At 70.1% G+C, this 21,116-nt stretch carries 18 protein-coding genes; 6 read left to right on the top strand and 12 right to left on the bottom strand.

Translation table 11 applies throughout. The annotated features are described in order from the left end of the window. Positions 1 to 12: 12 nt before the first annotated feature. Positions 13 to 1,515 carry a DNA polymerase Y family protein gene (locus tag ACRSBM_RS00195; RefSeq protein WP_434438449.1) on the bottom strand — a complete coding sequence of 501 codons (1,503 nt, stop codon included), beginning with the start codon at positions 1,513 to 1,515 and terminating at the stop codon, positions 13 to 15. Beyond that, the gene (locus ACRSBM_RS00190) at positions 1,512 to 2,489 is read right to left on the bottom strand and encodes a hypothetical protein (protein WP_434438447.1); all 978 of its coding nucleotides are present in this window, start codon (positions 2,487 to 2,489) and stop codon (positions 1,512 to 1,514) included. The genes ACRSBM_RS00195 and ACRSBM_RS00190 overlap by 4 nt, the downstream gene beginning before the upstream one ends. A gap of 222 nt (positions 2,490 to 2,711) precedes the next feature. Between ACRSBM_RS00190 and ACRSBM_RS00185 the strand changes: the two genes are divergently transcribed. Further along, the gene (locus ACRSBM_RS00185) at positions 2,712 to 3,461 is read left to right on the top strand and encodes a hypothetical protein (protein WP_434438445.1); all 750 of its coding nucleotides are present in this window, start codon (positions 2,712 to 2,714) and stop codon (positions 3,459 to 3,461) included. Positions 3,462 to 3,516: 55 nt separating this feature from the next. Here the strand turns inward: ACRSBM_RS00185 and purH are convergent, their stop codons facing one another. The 7 genes from purH to ACRSBM_RS00150 form a co-directional block, all read right to left on the bottom strand. After that, a complete protein-coding gene (purH, locus tag ACRSBM_RS00180) occupies positions 3,517 to 5,088 on the bottom strand; it encodes a bifunctional phosphoribosylaminoimidazolecarboxamide formyltransferase/IMP cyclohydrolase (RefSeq protein WP_434438443.1) in 1,572 nt (523 codons plus the stop codon). Beyond that, positions 5,085 to 5,702, bottom strand: a complete 618-nt coding sequence (gene purN, locus ACRSBM_RS00175) for a phosphoribosylglycinamide formyltransferase (protein ID WP_434452900.1) — start codon at positions 5,700 to 5,702, stop codon at positions 5,085 to 5,087. The genes purH and purN overlap by 4 nt, the downstream gene beginning before the upstream one ends. 55 nt (positions 5,703 to 5,757) lie before the next feature. Continuing rightward, on the bottom strand, positions 5,758 to 7,314 hold the full coding sequence (locus ACRSBM_RS00170) for a cell division protein PerM (protein ID WP_434438441.1): 1,557 nt from the start codon (positions 7,312 to 7,314) through the stop codon (positions 5,758 to 5,760). A gap of 134 nt (positions 7,315 to 7,448) precedes the next feature. Further along, positions 7,449 to 8,165, bottom strand: a complete 717-nt coding sequence (locus ACRSBM_RS00165) for a DUF5336 domain-containing protein (protein ID WP_434438439.1) — start codon at positions 8,163 to 8,165, stop codon at positions 7,449 to 7,451. 166 nt (positions 8,166 to 8,331) lie between these two features. Beyond that, positions 8,332 to 9,219, bottom strand: a complete 888-nt coding sequence (gene sucD / locus ACRSBM_RS00160) for a succinate--CoA ligase subunit alpha (protein ID WP_434438437.1) — start codon at positions 9,217 to 9,219, stop codon at positions 8,332 to 8,334. 5 nt (positions 9,220 to 9,224) lie between these two features. Continuing rightward, a complete protein-coding gene (gene sucC, locus ACRSBM_RS00155; protein ID WP_434438435.1) occupies positions 9,225 to 10,391 on the bottom strand; it encodes an ADP-forming succinate--CoA ligase subunit beta in 1,167 nt (388 codons plus the stop codon). 207 nt (positions 10,392 to 10,598) lie between these two features. Next, positions 10,599 to 12,278: a hypothetical protein gene (locus ACRSBM_RS00150; RefSeq protein ID WP_434438434.1), complete on the bottom strand. Its 1,680-nt coding sequence runs from the start codon at positions 12,276 to 12,278 to the stop codon at positions 10,599 to 10,601. Positions 12,279 to 12,414: 136 nt separating this feature from the next. Here ACRSBM_RS00150 and ACRSBM_RS00145 point away from each other — a divergent pair, with 136 nt between their 5' ends. Both ACRSBM_RS00145 and ACRSBM_RS00140 read left to right on the top strand, forming a co-directional pair. Then, the gene (locus tag ACRSBM_RS00145) at positions 12,415 to 13,395 is read left to right on the top strand and encodes an esterase/lipase family protein (RefSeq protein WP_434438432.1); all 981 of its coding nucleotides are present in this window, start codon (positions 12,415 to 12,417) and stop codon (positions 13,393 to 13,395) included. A 208-nt stretch (positions 13,396 to 13,603) separates the two neighbouring features. Continuing rightward, complete coding sequence (locus ACRSBM_RS00140; RefSeq protein WP_434438430.1) at positions 13,604 to 14,392, top strand: M23 family metallopeptidase; 789 nt, start codon at positions 13,604 to 13,606, stop codon at positions 14,390 to 14,392. 462 nt (positions 14,393 to 14,854) lie between these two features. Here ACRSBM_RS00140 and ACRSBM_RS00135 read toward each other — a convergent pair whose 3' ends face one another. Then, a complete protein-coding gene (locus tag ACRSBM_RS00135; protein ID WP_434438428.1) occupies positions 14,855 to 15,082 on the bottom strand; it encodes a hypothetical protein in 228 nt (75 codons plus the stop codon). Positions 15,083 to 15,600: 518 nt separating this feature from the next. Beyond that, positions 15,601 to 17,913 (bottom strand): DNA helicase PcrA, encoded by a 2,313-nt coding sequence (gene pcrA / locus ACRSBM_RS00130; RefSeq protein WP_434438426.1) that lies wholly within the window; start codon positions 17,911 to 17,913, stop codon positions 15,601 to 15,603. A 307-nt stretch (positions 17,914 to 18,220) separates the two neighbouring features. Between pcrA and ACRSBM_RS00125 the strand changes: the two genes are divergently transcribed. Next, positions 18,221 to 18,478 carry a chorismate mutase gene (locus ACRSBM_RS00125; protein WP_434438424.1) on the top strand — a complete coding sequence of 86 codons (258 nt, stop codon included), beginning with the start codon at positions 18,221 to 18,223 and terminating at the stop codon, positions 18,476 to 18,478. Positions 18,479 to 18,499: 21 nt separating this feature from the next. Here ACRSBM_RS00125 and ACRSBM_RS00120 read toward each other — a convergent pair whose 3' ends face one another. Beyond that, positions 18,500 to 19,552, bottom strand: coding sequence for a histone deacetylase (locus tag ACRSBM_RS00120; RefSeq protein ID WP_434452899.1), 1,053 nt, complete (start codon positions 19,550 to 19,552; stop codon positions 18,500 to 18,502). Positions 19,553 to 19,622: 70 nt separating this feature from the next. Between ACRSBM_RS00120 and ACRSBM_RS00115 the strand changes: the two genes are divergently transcribed. Beyond that, the gene (locus ACRSBM_RS00115; RefSeq protein ID WP_434438422.1) at positions 19,623 to 19,949 is read left to right on the top strand and encodes a hypothetical protein; all 327 of its coding nucleotides are present in this window, start codon (positions 19,623 to 19,625) and stop codon (positions 19,947 to 19,949) included. A gap of 203 nt (positions 19,950 to 20,152) precedes the next feature. Further along, on the top strand, positions 20,153 to 20,995 hold the full coding sequence (locus ACRSBM_RS00110) for a hypothetical protein (RefSeq protein ID WP_434438420.1): 843 nt from the start codon (positions 20,153 to 20,155) through the stop codon (positions 20,993 to 20,995). Positions 20,996 to 21,116 lie beyond the last annotated feature (121 nt).

The following is a 21,116-nucleotide window of genomic DNA, read 5'->3' as shown; positions in this document are numbered from 1 at the left end:
AGTCGTCTCGCATCAGTCGTACACCCCTTCCAGAAACCACCTCTGGTCCCTGCGGATCAGCAGGAACGCCTGGTCGTCCGTCTGCACCTGGACGCGCGCGGCCCGGTGCCGGTCCGGCGCCCACCACCGCTCGTCGACCGGCCACGGCCCGGCCCACGCCGTGATCTGCCGCGACTTCCCTTTGACGGTCAGCTTTCTCGGTTGCGCGGTGAGTTCGAGCCGGCCGGTCACGCCGACGTCGGCGCCGGTCTCGTCCTCGAGCACGGCGGGATCGTCGGCGAGCGTCGCGGGCGCCCTGGTGAGCCGGCCGGGCCACGGGTGATCGGGATTCCTCGTCGCGACCCGCTCATCGCCCCACGGCACGAGCCTGACCTGCTCCTTCGGCCCTCTGCCGCCGTCGAGCACCGGCGTGAGCACACCGTCCGGCCCGAGCAGCCCCTGGACGTGCAGCAACGCCCGCACCGCGCGTTCGTCGTCGTGGCCCCACAACCCGAGCTGCAACGCGGTGCCGTTGACGACCTCGACCGGTTCGAGGGTGAGCGTGCGGATGCCGGAGGTGAGGCGTTCGCGGGTGAGCCAGCCGTCGAGCTGCCAGCGCACCCGGTCCGCGATTCCCCTTGGTGTCAACGGTTCCGCGGCCCGCCACACCCGGTGCAGCTCCTCGCCGTTCTCGGTGCGGGCGTGGATGCCGAGCCGCGTGCACGCGAGACTTCTCGCCGCCAGGTTCTCGTGCAGCCGTTCCGAAAGGATCTTCGCGGCGAACGCGGCCGCGTCGATCCGCTCGACCGGTTCGTCGAACGTCTCCGCGACGGCCAGTTCGGGCGCGGGCCTGCGCTTGTCGAGCGGACGTTCGGGCTGGCCGCGGGCGAGACGGTGCTGTCTCGTCGCCGGACCGCCGAACCTCGACGCCACGGCGTTCTCCGAGATGTCCGCGAACGCGCCGAGCGTCTTCAGGCCGAGCCTCCTGAGCAGGTCGACCAGCTCGGCGGCGTCGAGCTCGTGCACGCCCAACGGCCGCAGGAACTCCGCTGTCCGGTTCGGCGGCACGATCACGTTGCGGTGCGCGGCCTTCGTGGCCGCGAACAGACTGTCGGCCACGCCCACCTGCGCCTCCGTGCCGGTGTGGGTCGCGATGTGGTCGACGATCCGTTCAGCCGCCTGCTCCGCCGTCCCGAAGTAGCCGACCGGCCCCTGCGCCGGCACCGCGACAAGCCCCGGCTGCACGACCTCGATGCCGGGCGCGAGCTCCTCGACGGCCTCGGCGACCGGCTCGAAGAACCGGGCGTCGCGCTGCGGGTCGTGCTCGAAGGTGACGAGCTCCGGGCACATCGACTCGGCCATGCGTTTGCGCATCGCCCTGCGAATGCCCTCCGCACGCGCCACGGCCGAGGCGGACACGATCTCGTTGCCGTCGACGACCGCCACCGGCACGTGCTGACCGGTGCCGGCGGCGGTACAGGCGGCGACGACGGGCCAGTCGGGGCACCAGACCGCCAGCAGGCGGGTGTCCTTCACGCCGGGTGCTCTCGGGTGGTGTTCGCGGTGCGGAAACCGGCGGCGCGAACACCGGCGACGCGGAAACCGGCGGTGCCGCCTGGAAAAATGGGATCCCCGGCTGGAGGGGACCCCTGCGCGAGCCTGGCCAAGGGCGCACCCGCGGCTTCCGCGACGGAACGCACGCCAACTCGCCCTGTGGCCTTCAGTGGACCGCTCGCGGCATCCACCCGCCCGGCGGCCAGCGCACCGCCGGCAATATCCACCCGCCTGGCGGCCAGCTCGTCGACCCGGTCCGGACCGGCATCAGCCGGCTCGTCGGAACGGGCCGGGTCGCCGGCCACCAGCGGGAGCTCGATTTCCGTGGATGCCTCTTCAGGGCCGAACGTCAGCAGCACCCGGCGCGCTTTGCCCGCCGAGCCACGGCCGCCGCTGCGCACGCTGATCTGCTGGCGCCGCAACGTTTCCGCGCCGTCGTCGAGGCGGTTCCAGCGCACGGACTCCGCGGTCAGCTCCACGTCGGCCGAGGGCCAGGAGCCGAAGGCGATGAGCACGGCGCGGCGTTGGCGGGCGCGGGCCGTCAGGCGGCGTGCCAGCGCGGCAGGCAGTGGGCAGGCGACGGCCACCAGGTCGATGCCGTCCAGCAGGGCCGCGATCACCGGGCCCGGATCGGAGCCGGGACGGGGTACGAGTGCCAGCCGCTGCACCGAGACCCCGAGTTCGGCCGCGGCCAGCACTCCCACCTGCGGCAGGCCGACCACGGCGGCCCAGCAGCCGTCCGCGGTCGCGTCCGCGAGCAGGGCGAGCAGCAACGATGTCGATCCGCCCACCGACACCGTGCTGCCTCGCCGCAAGCCGCCCCACGGCAGCAGGCCCGCCAGTTCCCCGCGAACCGGCAGTACCCGCCCCGTGGTGTGGTCGGTGGTGGTGCTGGTCAGCTCGCTGGCCGGGTTCACCCCGAGCGCGGCCAACGACGCCGTTGCCGACCTGGACACTCCACCCACCTCCCGAGAGACCGTGCGCACCCCTGTGCACGACCGCCGCGGGAAGTTCGGCGACTTGCTTATTCGAACTCTTGTTCGAACGAACGGGATGATCGTAGCGCGTCGGCGCACCCCCGTGTCAATCCCAGAACGTCACCCTTTTGGTGGACCCGACCACACGGGTGCCCGCAGTCCTCTACGGTGGCCGACGACGTACCGGGAACTGGGGAAACCGTGAACCAACCACCTCCGCACGGCTGGCATCAGCAACCTCCGCCGCAGCAGGGCCGCCAGCAACAACCGCCTCCGGGCTGGCAACAGCCGCCGCCCGGCTGGCAGCAGCCGCAGCCCGGTTGGGGGCCTCCGCCGCCACCCGGGAAGAGCAAGGCGCCGCTGGTCGTCGGGATCATCGCCGGCGTGCTGCTGCTCGGCGGTGTCATCACCGCTCTCGCGATCTACCTCAACGTGAACTCGGACAGCGGCAGCAGCAAGCGCGCCGACAAGCTTCCCTCGTTGTGCGGCAACGTGTCCGAGGCCGCGCTGGCCAAGGCCCGCACGACGAACCCGAACGGGCGCGGCTCGCGCGAGGCGAAGCTGTCGAACGGCACGCGCACGAACTGCTCGTGGAACCAGACCAAGGGCGTCGACGGCACCGGCCACCGCAGCACCGACGTCAACGTCACGAGCGGGCAGGAAGAGGCGGAGACCGACTTCGACCGGGTCGTGGCGCAGAACATGGCCAACACCCAGGGCACGCCGCAGCAGAAGCCGATCGAAGGGCTCGGTGACGAGGCCACGGCGGTGCTGGTGGAGACGAAGTCGGCGTTCACCGAGTTCTCGATGATCGTGCGCAAGGGCGACACCGTCTTCGAGGTCGACATCTCCGGCTGGGACGCGGGCCTGTTCGCCAACACCAAGCCCGACCCCGCGGAGCTCGAAGCCGCCGCGAAGGGCATCGCGGAAGAGATGGTCGCGAAGCTCTGAAACCGAAAAGGCCGCCTCCCCAACGGGAAGCGGCCTTTCAAAACACTCAGAGCACTCAGTGGGCGAAGTGGCGCGTACCGGTCAGGTACAGCGTGATGCCCGCCTGCTCGGCCTTCGCGATCACCTCGGGGTCGCGCACCGAGCCACCGGGCTGCACGACCGCGCGCACGCCGGCCTCCAGCAGCACCTCCAGGCCGTCCGGGAACGGGAAGAACGCGTCGGACGCGCCGACCGCTCCCTTGGCCCGCTCGCCGGCGCGCTTCACCGCGAGGTGCGACGAGTCGACCCGGTTGACCTGGCCCATGCCGACGCCGACGGTCGCGCCGTCGTTCGCCAACAGGATCGCGTTCGACTTCACCGAACGGATGGCGCGCCATGCGAACTCCAGGTCCGCCAGCGTCTTCTCGTCCGCGGGCTGACCGCACGCGAGCGTCCAGTTCTTCGGCGAGTCGCCAGCGGCGTCGATGGCGTCGCGCTGCTGCAGCAGCAGACCGCCGGACACCGGACGCATCTCGGCGCCACCGCGAGCCGGCGGCTCGGCCACGAGGATGCGCACGTTCTTCTTGCGCTGCAAGACTTCCACCGCACCGTCCGCATAGGACGGGGCGATGATCACCTCGGTGAAGATCTCCGAGACGAACTCGGCCATCTCCACGGTGACCTCGCGGTTCGCCGCGATGATGCCGCCGAACGCGCTGACCGGGTCGCACTCGTGCGCCTTGCGGTGCGCGTCCGCGATGCTCACGTCGGACACCGCGATGCCGCACGGGTTCGCGTGCTTGATGATCGCGACGCACGGGCGTTCGTGGTCCCACGCGGCACGCCACGCGGCGTCACCGTCGAGGTAGTTGTTGTACGACATCTCCTTGCCGTGCAACTGCTTCGCCGACGCCAGGCCCACGCGGCCGTCGCCCTGCGTGTAGATCGCGGCGTTCTGGTGCGGGTTCTCGCCGTAGCGCAGCACGTTCGACCGGTTCCAGGTCGCGCCGACCCAGCCGGGGAAGCCGCTGCCCTCGTCGTCCGGCGCCAGGGCGTTGCCCATCCACGAGGCCACGGCGACGTCGTAGGACGCGGTGTGGCGGAACGCGTCGGCGGCCAGGCGCTGCCGGTCGGCCAGGGTGAAGCCGCCCTCGCGGACGTTCTCCAGCACCCACTCGTAGCGGGACGGGTCGACGACGACCGCGACGTTCGCGTGGTTCTTCGCCGACGCGCGGACCATCGCGGGCCCGCCGATGTCGATCTGCTCGACGCAGTCGTCGGCGGATGCACCCGACGCGACGGTCTGCGTGAACGGGTACAGGTTCACGACCAGCAGGTCGAACGGCGCGATGTCCATCTCGCGCAGCTGCTGGACGTGCGAGTCCTTGCGCAGGTCCGCGAGCAGACCGGCGTGCACGCGCGGGTGCAGCGTCTTGACGCGGCCGTCGAGGCACTCGGGGAACCCGGTGACCTGCTCGACCGGCGTCACGGGGACGCCCGCGTTCGCCAGCACCTTCGCGGTGCCGCCGGTGGACACGATCTCGACTCCGGCCGCGTGCAGGCCGGTGGCCAGTTCCAGCAGGCCGGCCTTGTCGGAGACCCCGATCAGGGCCCGGCGGACCGGTCGCCTCTCGGCAGGAGTGGTCACGGAATGCTCACCTTTCGTCCGTTCACGGTGCAGCCCTCACGGGCCAGTCGGCCGACTGTCTCGACGAGCAGCCGGCGTTCGACGACCTTGATGCGTTCGTGCAGGGTCTCCTCGGTGTCGCCGGGTTCGACGACAACGGCCTCCTGCGCGAGGATCGGCCCGGTGTCGACGCCCGCGTCGACCAGGTGCACCGTCGATCCGGTGACGCGCACGCCGTAGGCCAGGGCGTCGCGCACGCCGTGCGCGCCGGGGAAGGCCGGCAGCAGCGCGGGGTGGGTGTTGATCATCCGGCCGCCGAAGCGGGCGAGGAACTGCTCGCCGATGATCTTCATGAAGCCGGCGGACACGACCAGGTCGGGCTCGTACGACGCGACGGCCTCGGTCAGCGCGATGTCCCACGCGGCACGGTCGGCGTGGTCGCGCAGCTTCACGGCGAAATGGGGCACCCCGGCACGTTCGGCGCGCTTGAGGCCCTCGATGTTCTCGCGGTCGGCGCCGACGGCCACCACCTCGATGGGGAGGTCGGCGTCCAGCAGGGCCTGCATGAGGGTTCCGGAACCGGAGACGAGTACGACGACGCGCGCCGGTGTGGGAAGCCGAAGTTCGGTGCTCAGCGTCTACTCCTGGGCGTGGCGTGGTGTTGCAGCAGCTCAGGGGCAGCCTATGACGTCACCGTTCCGGCTTGCCGTCCAGGTCCTCCTCGGGCTCCATGCCCAGCATCTCGTCGAACTCGGCGTCGAGGTCCTCGTCGGACTCGGCGGCCGGTTCCTCTTCGTCCGCAACGTCTTCGTCGTCGATGTCGACGTCTTCGGCCACGTCTTCGCCGACGTCTTCGGGATCGTCGTCCTCGAAGTCTTCTTCGTCGTACGAGTCTTCGTCGTAGTAGTCGTCGTCCTCGAGGCCCTCCTCGACCTCGAACTCGTCGGCGCCGACCACTTCCAGCTGCTCGAACTGGTCGGTGAGCTCGTCGTCCTCGAACACGACGTCGGTGTCGGCGGCCTCGTCGTCGGACTCGTAGTCCGGTTCGGCGAACCCGGCGGCACCGTCCGCCGCCGCGGCCTTCACGCGGTTCCCGGCGAGCCAGGCGACCAGCGCACCCGGCACCAGCACCCACAGCACCACGAGCAACGCCAGCAGGCCGGCCGGCACCGTAACGGGGTCGAACGCACCGCCCGCGAGCCGTCCACCGGCCGTCGCGGCGAGCACCAGGCTGCCCACGCCGGCGGTGATCGCGGCGACCAGCACCGCGCGCACCCGCGAGGTCGGCCGGTCGGAGACCTTGCGGCAGATCCAGCCGACGAGCACGCCGACGGCCGCCGCTCCCACCAGCACGGCGGGCGTCCACACGGCCGTGTTCTCCGGCATCGCCGCCAGCAGCGGCACCGGCGGCACCGGGCCGCCGACGAACCGCAGCGGCGAGACCTCGACCCCGCCCAGCGAGAACCCGGCGCCCGCGACGTAGGAGAAGCCGGCGATGATCGCGTTCGGCAGGTAACCGAGGCACAGCAGCAGCACGCCGAGGCCCACACCGAACGACGGACCGGCCTGGGCGAAGAGGCCGCTGGTCGTGGGCCACGAGGTCGCAAGCCCTGCCGCCACCGCCAGCGCACCCACGCTGACCAGCGCGAACAATGCCATGAACCCGGCGCGCAGACCGTGCAGCGCCACCGGGTCGAGCTTGTCGAACACCACCTCGACCAGGCCGCAGCGGCGGGCGACGCCGATCGTGGCGGCGAGTCCGGAGACGGCGGCACAGCCGAAGAACGCGACGGCCGGCGTGGCGCGCACGACACCGTCGCCCATCAGCAACGCGATCGTGCCGCCGACGACGGCGTGCGAACCGGCGATGCTCAGCACGACACCGCGCGCCTGCAGTGGTTCGTAGAGGCCGAGGCGGTCGGCCGTACCCGCGGCCGTGCGGCCGACGAGCAGCATCAGCAACGCGGTGGGCAGCAGCGGCAGCACCCCGAGCTGGCCCGCGTCGAAGCGCAACGGCACGTGGTGCGCGGCCAGCCACGCGGGCGCGGAGGCGCTGAGCACCCCGGAGGTGGAGAAGTCGGCGTACGTGGCCGTCGCGGAGACCAGCGCGAGCACCGCGGCGACGGCGGCGTACCCGACGACCACGGACCCGACAGCGGCAGCGACCAGCACGCGCATGCGTTCGGACCGCGAGAACTCCGGCGGACGCACGGTGGTGACCTCGCGGGTCACATCGCGTTGCAGCACGGGCACTTCTCCACTGTGTCAGGCTGGCTGAGCCATTCGGGGCAGGCACGCCGGGTCATACGACTGGGGTGGCACCGGAAGACCGGCACCACCCCAGGAAGAATCCGACACAGAGGTCGAACGGTGTGCGGACCTTACTGCTGCGGTCCGCCGAAGCCACCGGGCGGCGTGCCCGGCGAACCGAACTGGCCCGGCTGCGGCATGAAGCTGGTCTGCTGCGGCGGCTGACCCGGCTGGCCCTGGGGCTGCGCGGGCTGCTGCGGCTGCTGACCGAACTGCTGCTGCTGGCCGAACGACTGCTGCGGGGCCTGCTGCTGGAACGCACCGGACTGCGGGTGCTGACCCTGCTGTGGGAACGCGCCGGACTGCGGGCTCCAGCCACCGGGCGGGCCCTGCTGACCGGCGTACGGGTTCGCGGGCTTCGGCTCGAACTTCACGATGCCCTCGGCGAGCAGGAAGGCGAGCACGATCGCCGCCGTCTCCAGCAGCGCCACGATGAGCAGCACGATGTCGAGGCCCTGCACGGACGGCGACTTGATGATGCCCTGCAGCTGCAGCAGCGTCTGCACCGCCGCGAGGATCGCACCGACCGGCAGGAACCCCTTCGGGATGCTCGGCAGCACCGAGAGGCCGGCGAGCATGCCCGCCGCGAGCAGGTAGGTGACGTTGCCGCTGACGTCGTCGGCGAACGCGACGAGGTAGGCGACGAGGCCGAGACCCGCCGCGACCAGCGGGAGGATCATGCCGAGGTTGATGCTGTTGGCGCCGGGGGCGCCGGGGGCCTGAGGCGGTGCCTGGTGCTGTGCCGGACCCGGCGGCTGCTGTTGGGGTGCGCCGTAAGGCACGGACATGTCGAGGTCTCCTCCTCCAACCGAGTGATTCTCAAACGCTAGCAGTGCTCGTCAGCCGCTCCTGCCCCTACGACGATGACCGGATCAGATCGGTTCCGCCATACGAGCGAGGGCCGGACTCCGAACGTACTCGGAATCCAGCCCTCAAGTTGCTCAAAGCACTTGTTCAGAGGTTCTGCATGATCTCGCGCATCAGGTCGGCGGTCTCGGACGGCGTCTTGCCGACCTTGACGCCGGCGGCCTCGAGGGCCTCCTTCTTCGCCGCCGCGGTACCCGCCGAGCCGGAGACGATGGCGCCGGCGTGGCCCATGGTCTTGCCCTCGGGAGCGGTGAAGCCCGCGACGTAGCCGACGACCGGCTTGGTCACGTTCTCCTTGATGTACGCGGCCGCGCGCTCCTCGGCGTCGCCACCGATCTCACCGATCATCACGATCGCGACGGTCTCGTCGTCGGCCTCGAAGGCCTCGAGCGCGTCGATGTGCGTGGTGCCGATGATCGGGTCGCCACCGATGCCGATCGCGGTGGAGAAACCGAAGTCCCGCAGCTCGTGCATCATCTGGTAGGTCAGCGTGCCGGACTTCGACACCAGACCGATCTTGCCGCTGCCCGCGATGTTCGCGGGGATGATGCCGGCGTTCGACTTGCCGGGGCTGATGATGCCGGGGCAGTTCGGGCCGATGATGCGGGTCTTGTTGCCCGTCGCGACGGCGTGCGCCCAGAAGTAGGCGGTGTCGTGCACCGGGATGCCCTCGGTGATGACGACGGCCAGCTCGATCTCCGCGTCGATCGCCTCGACCACGGCGGCCTTCGAGAAGGCCGGCGGGACGAAGATCACGGTCACGTTCGCGCCGGTGGCCTCCATGGCCTCCTTGACGGTGCCGAAGACCGGGAGCACGGTGCCGTCGAAGTCGACCTTCTCGCCCGCCTTGCGCGGGTTCACGCCACCGACGATGTTCGTGCCGGACGCGAGCATGCGCTTGGTGTGCTTGGTGCCCTCGGCACCGGTCATGCCCTGGACGATGACCTTGCTGTTCTCGTTGAGGAAGATAGCCATCTGACTCAGACCCCCGCAGCCGCGAGCTCGGCGGCCTTGGCGGCCGCGTTGTCCATCGTGTCGACAACGGTCACCAGCGGGTGGTTGGCCTGGGCGAGAATCGCGCGGCCCTCCTCCACGTTGTTGCCGTCCAGGCGGACGACGAGCGGCTTGGTGGCCGAGTCGCCGAGGATCTCCAGCGCCTTCACGATGCCGTTGGCGACGGCGTCGCACGCGGTGATGCCACCGAAGACGTTGACGAAGACCGAACGGACGGCCTCGTCGCCGAGGATGACGTCCAGGCCGTTGGCCATGACCTCGGCGGACGCGCCGCCACCGATGTCGAGGAAGTTCGCGGGCTTCACGCCGTACTGCTCACCGGCGTACGCCACGACGTCCAGAGTGGACATCACGAGACCGGCGCCGTTGCCGATGATGCCGACCTCGCCGTCGAGCTTGACGTAGTTGAGGCCCTTCTCCTTGGCCTTCGCCTCGAGAGGGTTCTCCGCCTGCTTGTCGACCAGCTCGGCGTGGGCCGGGTGGCGGAAGTCGGCGTTCTCGTCGAGCGTGACCTTGCCGTCGAGCGCGACGATCTTGTCCTGCGGGTCGCGGACCAGCGGGTTGACCTCGACGAGCGTGGCGTCCTCCGCGACGAAGGTCTCCCACAGCTTGACGATGACGTCGACGACCTGGTCCTTGACCTCGGCCGGGAAGTTCGCCGCGTCGGCGATCTCCCTGGCCTTGGCCGCGTCGACACCCTTGATGGCGTCGATGGCGATCTTCGCGAGGGCCTCGGGCTTGGTCGCCGCGACCTCCTCGATGTCCATGCCGCCCTCGACGCTCGCCATGGCGAGGAAGGTGCGGTTGGCACGGTCGAGGAGGAAGGAGAAGTAGTACTCCTCCGCGATGTCGGAGGCGGGCGTCACCAGAACGCGGTGAACGATGTGCCCCTTGATGTCGAGGCCGAGGATGGCCTTGGCCTTCTCCTCGGTCTCCTCGGCGGTGGAAGCGAGCTTCACACCACCGGCCTTGCCGCGGCCGCCGGTCTTGACCTGGGCCTTGACGACGACGGCCTGGCCGAACTTCGCGGCGATGGCCTTGGCGTCGGCGGGGTTGGTAGCCACATCGCCCGGCAGTACCGGGACGCCGTGGGCGGCGAAGAGATCCTTCGCCTGGTACTCGTACAGGTCCACTCGGGTCTCCTGCGACGTCGGTGTCGGAACACCGCGCCTGGGTGGTCCTCAAGGGGCCGTGCGAACCCACTTGACGCGGCTGGGCCCAGACACTATCGAGCTGCAGGTACCGCTCGCACGCCACCACCGGTGAGGTCGGTCTCAACGGCGGTGAGGTCGATCACGCGTGCGCGCGCAGTACATGTGAACGCGGCTGCCGGACCGCTTTCAGCGGGTCGCGCGAGCACCCGTCAAGCCGGCCGCGACCAGCAGGGCCGCGATCGACGCCAGCGCCAGCCAGGTGCCGGGTGCGGCCACCGCGCCCTCGACCCGGTCGCCCGTCAGCGGCAGCTCGAGCGCACGGACACCGACCAGCACCGCGGCGCCCACGAGCACGGCGGCGCCGCGAGCGGGCCTCGACCGAAGTGCGACCACGAGACCGATGACCAGGACGACGAGGGAGATCAGCAGGGACCACGAGAGTGCCGGGTCGCCGTCCGGCACGACCGTCGGTCCCCGGTAGTCGCCGCCGCGCAGGGTGGGTAACACGAAGGCGCCGACCGCGAAGAGTCCCGCCAGCAGGACGGCGCCCAGTTCGGCCACCGGCACCTGCTCCCGCTCGCCGGTGTCCTCGTTCTCGCGTTCGACGGCACCGGCGAGACTCGCGCAGACCAGCGCCAGCAGGCCGAGCGGCAGCTCCGCGACCATCAGCCAGAAGCCGGCGCCCGGCTCGGCGATGCCCAGCCGGCTCGCGTCCAGCACCGGGTCGGTCGCGCTCGCCACGGCGAGCTGCATGGCGAAGTAGGCGCAGTAGAGCGCGGGGCGCACCGCGGAGGCGGTGGACGGGACCAGCAGCAGGAGGCCCAGCACGCCGAAGGCGGGACCGGCCACCCAGAGCAGGTTCGCGGACGCCAGGCCGGGTGCCGCGCCTCCGGTCGAGAGGACGAGCTGGGGCAGCACCGCGCCGCCGATCATCGCGGCGGCGGAGAGGACGGCGAGGACACCGGCGGTCACGTGCATGCGCCGGATCGACGGCAACGCGGGGTCGGCCGTCTCATCGCGCCGGCCACGCACGAGCCGGACCAACCGGGCCAGCAGGGGCATCGCCGGCAGCACCAGCGCGGCGATCAACGCGAGCAGCGGGCCGACGCTGATGCCGAGACCGGCCGCGACGGTGCCCGTCACCAGCGGTGGCAGCACGATGGCCAGCAGGGCGAGCGTGACACCGATCGTTCCGCCCTCGCGGGTGTCCGGGTCGGGCGAACTGGCCGCGAGCGCGGTGGCGAGCGGTGCGGCGACGGCGACCAGCAGACCGCCGATCAGGCCGAGCGCCGGCAGGTCCCACGGTCCCCGGTCGAGCTGGAACGGGTCCGCCGAGGTGAACGGCTTGCCCAGCAACCCGATCGCCGCCACCGCCGCGATGATCACCGGGAGGGCCACGAGGGTCGGGGGCTCGGACTCGTCCGCGGGCATCCCGGCACGCCCGGCCGCGAGTGCGCCACCCGCGATGACCAGCAGGTGCCCGGCGATCAGCAGCCACACGCCCGTGGCCGGGGCGACGGCGACCAGGGTGGCCGGCCGGAACAGCTCCGGCCGCGCCACGTTCATCGCGTCGAACACGATCTGCAGGTCGCTCAGCAGGCGTCCGACGGCGAACACACCGACCACCGCGAGCAGCCCCGCCGCCACGAACGGACGTCCGCGCATCAGCAGCACACCCGCGACGACCGGCGGCAACAGCGCCAGCAGGGCGAGCAGCGGCCACGACGTGAAGGCCGGTTCGGCGCCGTCGACCACGCCGAGCAGCGGGCCCAGCGCGAGGAGGAGGGAGCCTGCCGCGGCGAGCGCCCACGACGTGCGCAGCCTGGCGGCCGCCGGGGTCTGGTTCTCGAGCTCGGTGCGAGTCATCGCGGGCGAACCTAGCAAGGCCGGTGGTGGATTCCGCGTCACCGTGCTGCTGCCTGTTGAGACGAATTTCGTTCGCATGTGGAAAAGCTCCGCTGGGTACTCCTAGCCGGTGACTTCATCACTTACCGTCACTGACATGGGCGACAACGGCCGGTCGTGGATGACGCGTCTGACCGACGCCGTCCTCGACCGCGCCGGCTGGGGCGTGCACACCGCGCGGGACGTCGCGGAAGAGGTGAAGGTGGCCCTGCGCGCGCTGGCGACGCCCGGCGGGATACGCGGGGCCGCGATGGAAACCGCCTGGTTGACGGCCCACGCCGTGCTCTACCCGTGGGGCGCGATCGCCGAGCAGCTGCGGCCGGACGGCCAGTACCGGCACTACCGCACCGACGGCCTGTCCCCGCTGCAGCGCGGACTGATGGTTTCGGCGATGGACGCGGCGGGCACCCCGATCGTGTTGGTGCACGGAATCGGGGACAACCGCTCCGCCTTCGCGGTGCTGTCGGGGGCGCTGCGAAGGCGGGGCTTCGGGGTGGTTCACGCCATCAACTACAGCGTGCTGACGGCGTTGACGGGGGACGTCCGCCGCTCCGCCGCCCTGCTCGGCGCCCACATCGAGCGGATCTGCGAGCAGACCGGGTCGGATCGGGTCCATGTCGTCGGCCATTCGCTCGGCGGGCTCATCGCCAGGTACTACGTACAGCGGCTGCACGGTGACTCACGCGTTCGCACACTCGTGACACTCGGCACGCCACACAGCGGCACGCTCGCCGCGTATCTGCTGCCGACTCCGTTGACCCGGCAGCTCCGGCCGGGGTCCGAGTTGCTGGAGGAGCTCGCCGAGCCGTGCCGGCCCTGCCGCACGCGCTTCGTCGTCGTCTGGTCGGAGATGGACCAGGTCATCGTGCCCCAGCGCAACGCCCGCCTGGAGCACTCCTCATTAGTCGTCGAGGAGCATCAGATACGTGATTCAGGTCACCTTTCTTTGCCGGTTGACACGAGGACCCTTCACGTAGTTGTGACGGCCATCACCCGATCGGATGACTCGTCAGCTCACCCCATCGCCGCTGGCGGCGAGGCGTGTCAGCCGCCCGATATGACCGATCGTCACAGTTGACAGTTGAAAGCTGCTGGTTGCCGCCCATTCGGACGACATAACGAACTGGGGTTTGCCCTCCGAGCCTTCCCGCCGTTACTGTCCCCCGGTCCGTTGTCACGGTCTGATCACAGAAGGACACCGAGTCAGAACCCCGAATCCTGACTCACCGGGAATCCCCCGCCCGGCAGTCCACCGATCAGGCTCCCCGAAGGCGGAAGGGCAAGCTTTGAGTCACCACCGCTCCCCCGGCGGCTATGAACGCAGTGCTGCGCTTGAAGAGGCAGTCGACCGCGCCTCGACGCGCACTGTCAGCTCCCACCGGCTCCCCCCGCCACCGTCGGCACTGCGCGGACGCATCGTCGTCGCCGCCGTCGCGGTAGGCGCCTTCGCCGCAGCAGGCGCCGGCCAGATCGGCCAGGCCGCCGCAGGTGACGGCACCGACATCCAGCTCGCGAACCACGCCGACGGCGCCGCCACCTTCGACGGCGTGGGCGGCGACACCGCCTCCGCCCCGCAGATCCTCGCGGTCTCCAAGACCACGTCAGAGGGCTCCGCCGAGGCCGCCAAGCTCCTGCGCAGCCAGCAGCTCACCACGCAGCGCGAGGCCGTCGAGGCCGAGAAGAAGCGCCCGAAGTTCTTCCGCCCCGCCGCCGGCGAGTTCACCTCCGCCTACGGCGGCCGCTGGGGCACCATGCACCTCGGCATCGACATCGCGGGCCCCATCGGCACCCCGATCCTCTCCGCCGCCGACGGCGTCGTGATCGAGGCCGGTCCCGCCTCCGGCTTCGGCCTCTGGGTCCGCGTCGAGCACGCCGACGGCACCATCACCGTCTACGGCCACGTCGACACCTACAGCGTCCGCGAAGGCCAGACGGTCAAGGCGGGCCAGCAGATCGCCCGCATGGGCAACCGCGGCTTCTCCACCGGTCCGCACCTGCACTTCGAGGTGTGGAACCCGGGCGGTCAGAAGATCAACCCGGTGCAGTGGCTCAACGCGCGCGGCGTGACCGTCTGATCTGACCCCGGTTCGCTGTCTCCGGTGCTTCTGGGTGCCTTGGGCAGTGGTTGCGGTTGTTGGTTCGGGTTCGTCGTTTCGTGAACTACGGCTCAGTAGCTTTCTCGCGGCTTGAGGGGTGCTGACCCACCTCCAGGTGTGGGGCCGGACGGTTCAGGAGCCTCACGGCCCTCATACGGCTCAAACTGCGCTCGTGTTCTGGGTATTCCGCGCTGGGTTGAGGAAGTTCGAGCGGGAGTCGAGGCGGGCTCAGGCGCGGCTGGCACGTCGTGCTCGGCTGCCCCGTGCTCGGCTGCCCTGCTCCTGACTGCGCCACTGTCGGCCGCCACGCTCGTGGTGCCCACGCTCATGGCCGCCCACGCTCTCGGTTCACCCGCGCCCTTGGCTGCGCAGCCTCTCGGTTGCCCGCACTCTCGGTTGCGCGGCTGGCACGTCGCGCTCGGCTGCCCCGTGCTCGCCGGATCAGACCGGCGGTCGGCGGACGAAGTACATCGCGGCTACGCGCCACACCGAGCACATGTGTTTGCGCCACCGTGGGCCGCACGCCTTGCAGGCCCCGCTCTCGGTCGGCTCGTGGTGCTGGAGCAGGGTGCGCCAGGCCTCGACCAGCTTCGTGGTCTCCGGGGATTCCAGTTGGTTGAGGATTGCGAACACACGTTCGTGCAGGGCGTACGCCAGTACGTGGTCCATGTGGAGCTCTCCCGCCGGGGTTGTGGCCTCATGCGGTTGATGATGCTCCGAGGGTCTGACAATTTTCGGCCGCTGGTGGGCTGAGCTGCACCAACGGCTTGAAGCAGACAGTGCGGCCGGACCGCTCTCCCGTTCGGTCCGGCCGCACTTCGCCGCGAAGTTAGGCCCCCGCCGTCCCTTCGCTCCCCTTCGTCTGCAGGCTGCTCGACATCGCCTTGGACCGCCCCGAACGTTCCGTTGGCTGTGCTGCTTGCGACACCCAGATAGACGCACTTGGTGGCTCACCGTTGCGCAGGTTTTCGCACTTTCTTCCGACTTTTTTGCCGAGAGGTGCGGACAGAGCAAAAGCGCTGGTCAGGACGGGTTGCCGGGACGGATCGGGCCGGTTCCGTAAGTCGGCCCTCGGCCACAGCGCCGCGCTACGACGAGACCGCCGCCTGGCCACGCCACCGCAGCCGCGTGACACCCAGGCAACCCGGGAAGGCATCGCCTTCACGGGCCGCCGCACGCGGACGGGGTCAGAGCTTGGTCATGGGAACGCTGCCGATCAGCATCAGGCGGACCGTGCCGGACCCGCCGAAGTCGATCGTGGCGGTGGCCCGCAGGCCCGCGCCGTCCACGGCCACCACGCGGCCCAGGCCGTACTTGTCGTGGGTCACGCGGTCGCCCACCTCCAGCTTCATGGCGGGGGCGTCCTTCCAGCCCGCCTTGCCGGGGGCTGGGCGGGAGAGGCCGCGGGAGGCGATGCCGCCTGAGGCTGAACGGCCCCACGTCGTGGCGGCGGCCGGGCCCGAGCGGGACGGTTCCACCCGGCGCCAGTCGAGGAGGTCCTGGGGGATCTCGCCCAGGAAGCGGGAGGCCGGGTTCGCCGACGGCTGGCCCCAGGCTGACCTCACCAGGGCCCTGGAGAGGTAGAGGCGGCGCTGGGCCCTGGTGATGCCCACGTAGGCGAGGCGGCGTTCCTCCGCCAGTTCGGCCGGGTCGCCCAGGGCTCGCATGTGGGGGAAGACGCCGTCCTCCCAGCCCGTGCTGAAGACGACCGGGTACTCGAGGCCCTTGGCCGTGTGGATGGTCATGAGGGTGACCACGCCGTCGGATTCCGCGTCGGGGATCGAGTCGGCGTCCGCGACCAGGGAGACGCGCTCCAGGAAGGCCGGGAGGGACGGGATCGGCTCGGCGCCCTCGGGGAGCTCCAGTTCGGTGAACTCGCGGGCGACGGTGACGAGCTCGTTGAGGTTCTCGATCCTCGTGTGGTCCTGGGGGTCCTCGCTGGCTTCCAGTTCCGTCCGGTAGCCGGTCTTCTCCAGGACCGCTTCGAGGATGTCGGCCACGTCGTCCTCGCGCGCGACCATCTCGCCGAGCTGGTCCATCATCTCGACGAAGCCCGCGATCGCGTTGCGGGAGCGCGGGTTCAGCATCGGGACGCGGTCGTCCACGGCTTCGCGCAGCGCTGCGGCGAAGCTGATCCGCTCGCGTTCCGCGTGGGCGGAGACGCAGGCTTCCGCCCGGTCGCCGATGCCTCGTTTCGGGACGTTGAGGATCCGGCGCAGCGAGACCGTGTCCTCCGGGTTCGCCAGCGTGCGCAGGTAGGCGAGGGCGTCGCGGACCTCCCGGCGCTCGTAGAAGCGGACGCCGCCGACCACCCGGTACGGGAGGCCGAGGCGGATGAAGATCTCCTCGAAGACGCGCGACTGGTTGTTGGTGCGGTAGAAGACGGCGATCTCGGAGTTGTTGACCTCGCCGCCGTCGACCAGGCGGTCGATCTCGTTCGCGACGAAGGCGGCCTCGTCGTGCTCGTTGTCGGCCACGTAGCCGACGATCTTCTCGCCCTCGCCGAGGTCGGACCACAAAGTCTTGTCGCGGCGGTTGGGGTTGCGGGAGATCACCGCGTTGGCCGCGGTCAGGATGTTCTGGGTGGAGCGGTAGTTCTGCTCCAGCAGGATCGTGGTGGCGTCCGGGTAGTCGCGCTCGAACTCCACGATGTTGCGGATCGTGGCGCCGCGGAAGGCGTAGATCGACTGGTCCGCGTCGCCCACCACGCAGAGCTCCGCCGGCGGGAGCTCGCCGCCCGCCTTGCCGACGAGTTCGCGCACCAGGGTGTACTGCGCGTGGTTCGTGTCCTGGTACTCGTCGACCAGGACGTGGCGGAAGCGGCGGCGGTAGTGCTCCGCCACGTCCGGGAACGTCTGGAGGAGCTCGACGGTCTTCATGATCAGGTCGTCGAAGTCGAGCGAGTTCGACTCGCCCAGTCGCCGCTGGTAGACGGTGTAGACCTCGGCGACGCGGCGCTCCAGGTCGTTCGTGGCCTGGGCGGCGGCGGTCTCGGGGTCGATGAGCTCGTTCTTGAGGTTCGAGATGTGCACGGCGAGGGTGCGGGCCGCGTACTTCTTCGGGTCGAGGTCGAGATCGCGCGCGACGAGCGTGATGAGGCGGCGCGTGTCGTCGCTGTCGTAGATCGAGAAGTTCGACGACATGCCGAGGGTCTTCGCGTCACGGCGCATGACGCGGACGCACATCGAGTGGAACGTCGACACCCACATCGAGCGGGCGCGGGCGCCCACCATGTCGGCGACGCGCTCCTTCATCTCGGCGGCTGCCTTGTTCGTGAACGTGATGGCCATGATCTGGCCGGGATGCACGTCACGTTCCGCGAGCAGGTACGCGATCCGCCTGGTGAGGACGCGCGTCTTGCCCGAGCCGGCGCCCGCCACCACGAGCAGGGGTGTGCCGGCGTGCTCGACGGCACGGCGCTGCGCGGGGTTCAGGTCGTCGAGCAGGTGGCCCGCGCGGGAAACGGGGGGACTTGAGGGCAAGTCGAACAAGGCGCTCATCGTCCATCCACGGTACCGGGCGGCACCGACGATTCCCGTACCGCCCGACCATGTGTTCGACGAGCCGTCCGTTCGATGGCGTGTCCCACCTGGTGGGCCATCCCGTTGCCAGGGTTTGGCGGCTGCGGGACGTTCTGTGCAACACTGGATCCGTGCGCGCGACGTTCTTCGAGTTTTTCTACGGGATCCGGACTCCGGCTCCCGTGGTCGCCTAGCGCTGCAAACCACCACGAAGCCCCGGAGTCCTCGGACCCCGGGGCTTCGCTGCTTCCGGACCAGGACTCGAAGAGTCGAGAGGTCACCACTGATGGACACCACCACCGAACCGGACATCGACGAGCTGCGCCAGGAGATCGACCACCTGGACGCCGAGATACTGCGCCTCGTGCAACGCCGCGTCGAGGTCTCCAAGGTCATCGGCGCCGCACGGATGGCGGCCGGCGGCACGAAGATCGTGCACAACCGCGAGATCGACGTCCTCAACCGCTACCGGCCGCTCGGTCCCGAAGGCAAGGACCTCGCGATGATCCTGCTGAAGATGGGCCGCGGCCCGCTCGGCAGGTAGTCCGGCCCGACCGGCCCGGCGTCACAGCACGCCGGGCCAAAAAGGCCGCAGGGCCGCGCGAACGCGCTCGAGGTCCGCATCCACGAGCTGGGTGTCGTCCGGCACGTAGGCCAGCGGGTCCTCGAGCAACGGCTCCGGCAGCCGCAGCAGGCCCTCCACGAGCGCGTGCAGGCACAGCGCGGAGTACCCGCGCAGGTAGCCACCCTCCTGGGTGAGCACGGCACGCGGGCCGAACGACGCCACCCGCCTGCCGATCTCGCGGTACCCGTGAGCGGTGAGGTTGTGGCGCCCGTTGGGGTCGAACGCCGACCCGTCGAACCCGGACGCGCACACCAGCAGGTCCGGCTCGAAGTCGCGCAGCAGCGGGAAAGCGATTTCGTCGAGCGCGCGCAAGTACGCCGTATCGCCCGCACCGAGTGACAGCTCGATGTTCACGTTCCTGCCGTTGACGCCCACCTCCGAGGGCGCGCCCGTCTGCGGATGGTTCGTCCCCCACGAGCCGTGCCGCATGTGCACCGAGATCGTCAGCACGTCCTGCCGGTCGTAGAACACCTCCTGCGTGCCGTTGCCGTGGTGCACGTCCCAGTCCAGCACGGCGACCCGCATCCCTTGCCGCCGCGCGGTTTCCGCCACCAGCGCCGCGTTGTTCACGAAGCAGTAGCCGTCCGCCAGGTCCGGCTGTGCGTGGTGGCCGGGCGGCCGCACGAGCGCGTACGCCAGCGGTGCACCGGATTCCAGCGCCGCCAACGAAGTCCCCGCCGCCGCGCACACCGCACGCCACGTCTCCGGCCCGACGACCGTGTTCACTTCGAGTGCCACACGCTCTGACACGCGCAACGAGTCCAAGTACCCCGCCGTATGCACGCGCAGAAGCTCGTCAACGGTCGCGTGCCGTCCCTCGTGCCACTTCAAGTGCGACGCCACCGGGCCGTGCGTCAGCGCGTGCCGGAACGTCCGCAACCGCGCCGCGTTCTCCGGGTGCGGTTCGGCGACGTCGAGCCACGGCCAGGAACCCGGCAGCTCCCACAGGCCCTCACCGGCATCGTGCTCGAGGCAGTCGTCGTGCCAGAACATGTCCACCCGAATCGGATATCAGGGCGATCACGGATGGTCCACCGAAAATATCTGGAGGCACACTGGAGGCATGGGCCTCATCGCCGCACTGATCGCCATCGCCGGCCTGCTCGCCGCCTTGGCGCACGACGCATACCTGGGCTTGCTCGGTTCGGCCGCGAACAAGAAGGGCCTCGCCGGAGCACCTGTCTCGCAGTTCGTCCGCACCCGCTGGAAGACCGCGATCATCACGACCGCGGGCGCGGCGATCGGCCTGCTGATCACCAACGGTGACACGCTCGCCGCCGACGTGATCGGCGCGCTGATCGCGGGCGGCAGCGGTCTGGCCGCGATCAACGGGGTGCAGAAGACGCACAAGCAGTTGAACAGCGGTCAGGCCCAGCTCCCGCCGAGGTAGCCAGGCGTTCGCCACCTCGGACGGGTGAACCGCGGTGCCGATCCGCGCCCTCACCTGCGTCAAGCACCCTGCTGACGCGGTGAGGGGACGGTGCCCGCGCATGCTTCACACGATCGAGTGTCACTCGTTCTGAACACCCCCATCGGGTTGTTTAGGTACCTCCAGACGGCCCTACCCTGGTGGCGTCGCAGAGGGGTGTCGGGATGGACGAACTGCTGGGCAAACATCGTGTCGACGATGGGCCGTACGAAACGCACGCGCGGCCCGTCGTCGGGGGTGATCGCATCCCGCTGCCCCGCCGCCACCAGCCAGACCCGCTGCAGGACACCGACGGGCTGCGCAAGTTCAACATCGGCCTGGTGCCCGCCTCGGTCACGCCACCGGGCACCTGGCGGCGCGCGGCCTGGTTCGCCGTCGTCTCCTCGGTGCTCGTGCTGGTCGGCCTGAGCTTCGCCGCGGCCAAGCTCGTCGGCGGTGGCGGCACGGTCGAGAAGATCGGCCTGCCCGGCTACCCGTCGGACGTGCCGCTGATCTCCCAGCTGTCCACTAGCGCGACAGCCCCGGCCCCCACCGGCACCAGGCAGTTCGCCGCGGACATCGACAAGATCACCCCCACGCCGCGGATGGGCTCCAGCTCACCGGGCGCGAGCGGTCAGGCGTCCGCGACGAGCACGCAGCCCTCCGGGACCACCCTGCCCGTGATCACGACCGTGCCGGTCTCCCAGGTCCCGGTCGTCGACGGCGCCGAGATCGCCCAGCAGACCGAGACCTTCTACCGCGAGATGACCACGAACTCCGACACCGCGCTCGCCATGGCCACGGACACCGTGCGGTCGAACTCCGACGCGTTGCTCGAGGGCAGGCTCGCCGACATCTCGCTGATCGAGGTGAAGGAGATCGTGGTCGACCCCGGCAAGGGCCTCACGGTCAGCCTGCTGCAGGTGACGAAGAAGGACGGCTCGGTCAGCACGGAGAAGCGCGAGCTCAGCTTCACGACCGGCGACCTGCCGCTGATCAACGGTGAACGGTTGAAGCTCGGCGGCTGAAGTGGCTAAAGGTCACGGCTGGAGCTACCGAACGTAGTAGGTAGCACCTTCGAGCGAACCCAGAGCACCGCTGAACGCCACGGACGGATGAAGTCCACCAACAAGCTGGCGTGTCCACGCG

The organism is Lentzea xerophila, assembly GCF_051094245.1.
GTDB lineage: Bacteria > Actinomycetota > Actinomycetes > Mycobacteriales > Pseudonocardiaceae > Lentzea > Lentzea xerophila.
This window is presented reverse-complemented; position numbering and strand designations above follow the sequence as displayed.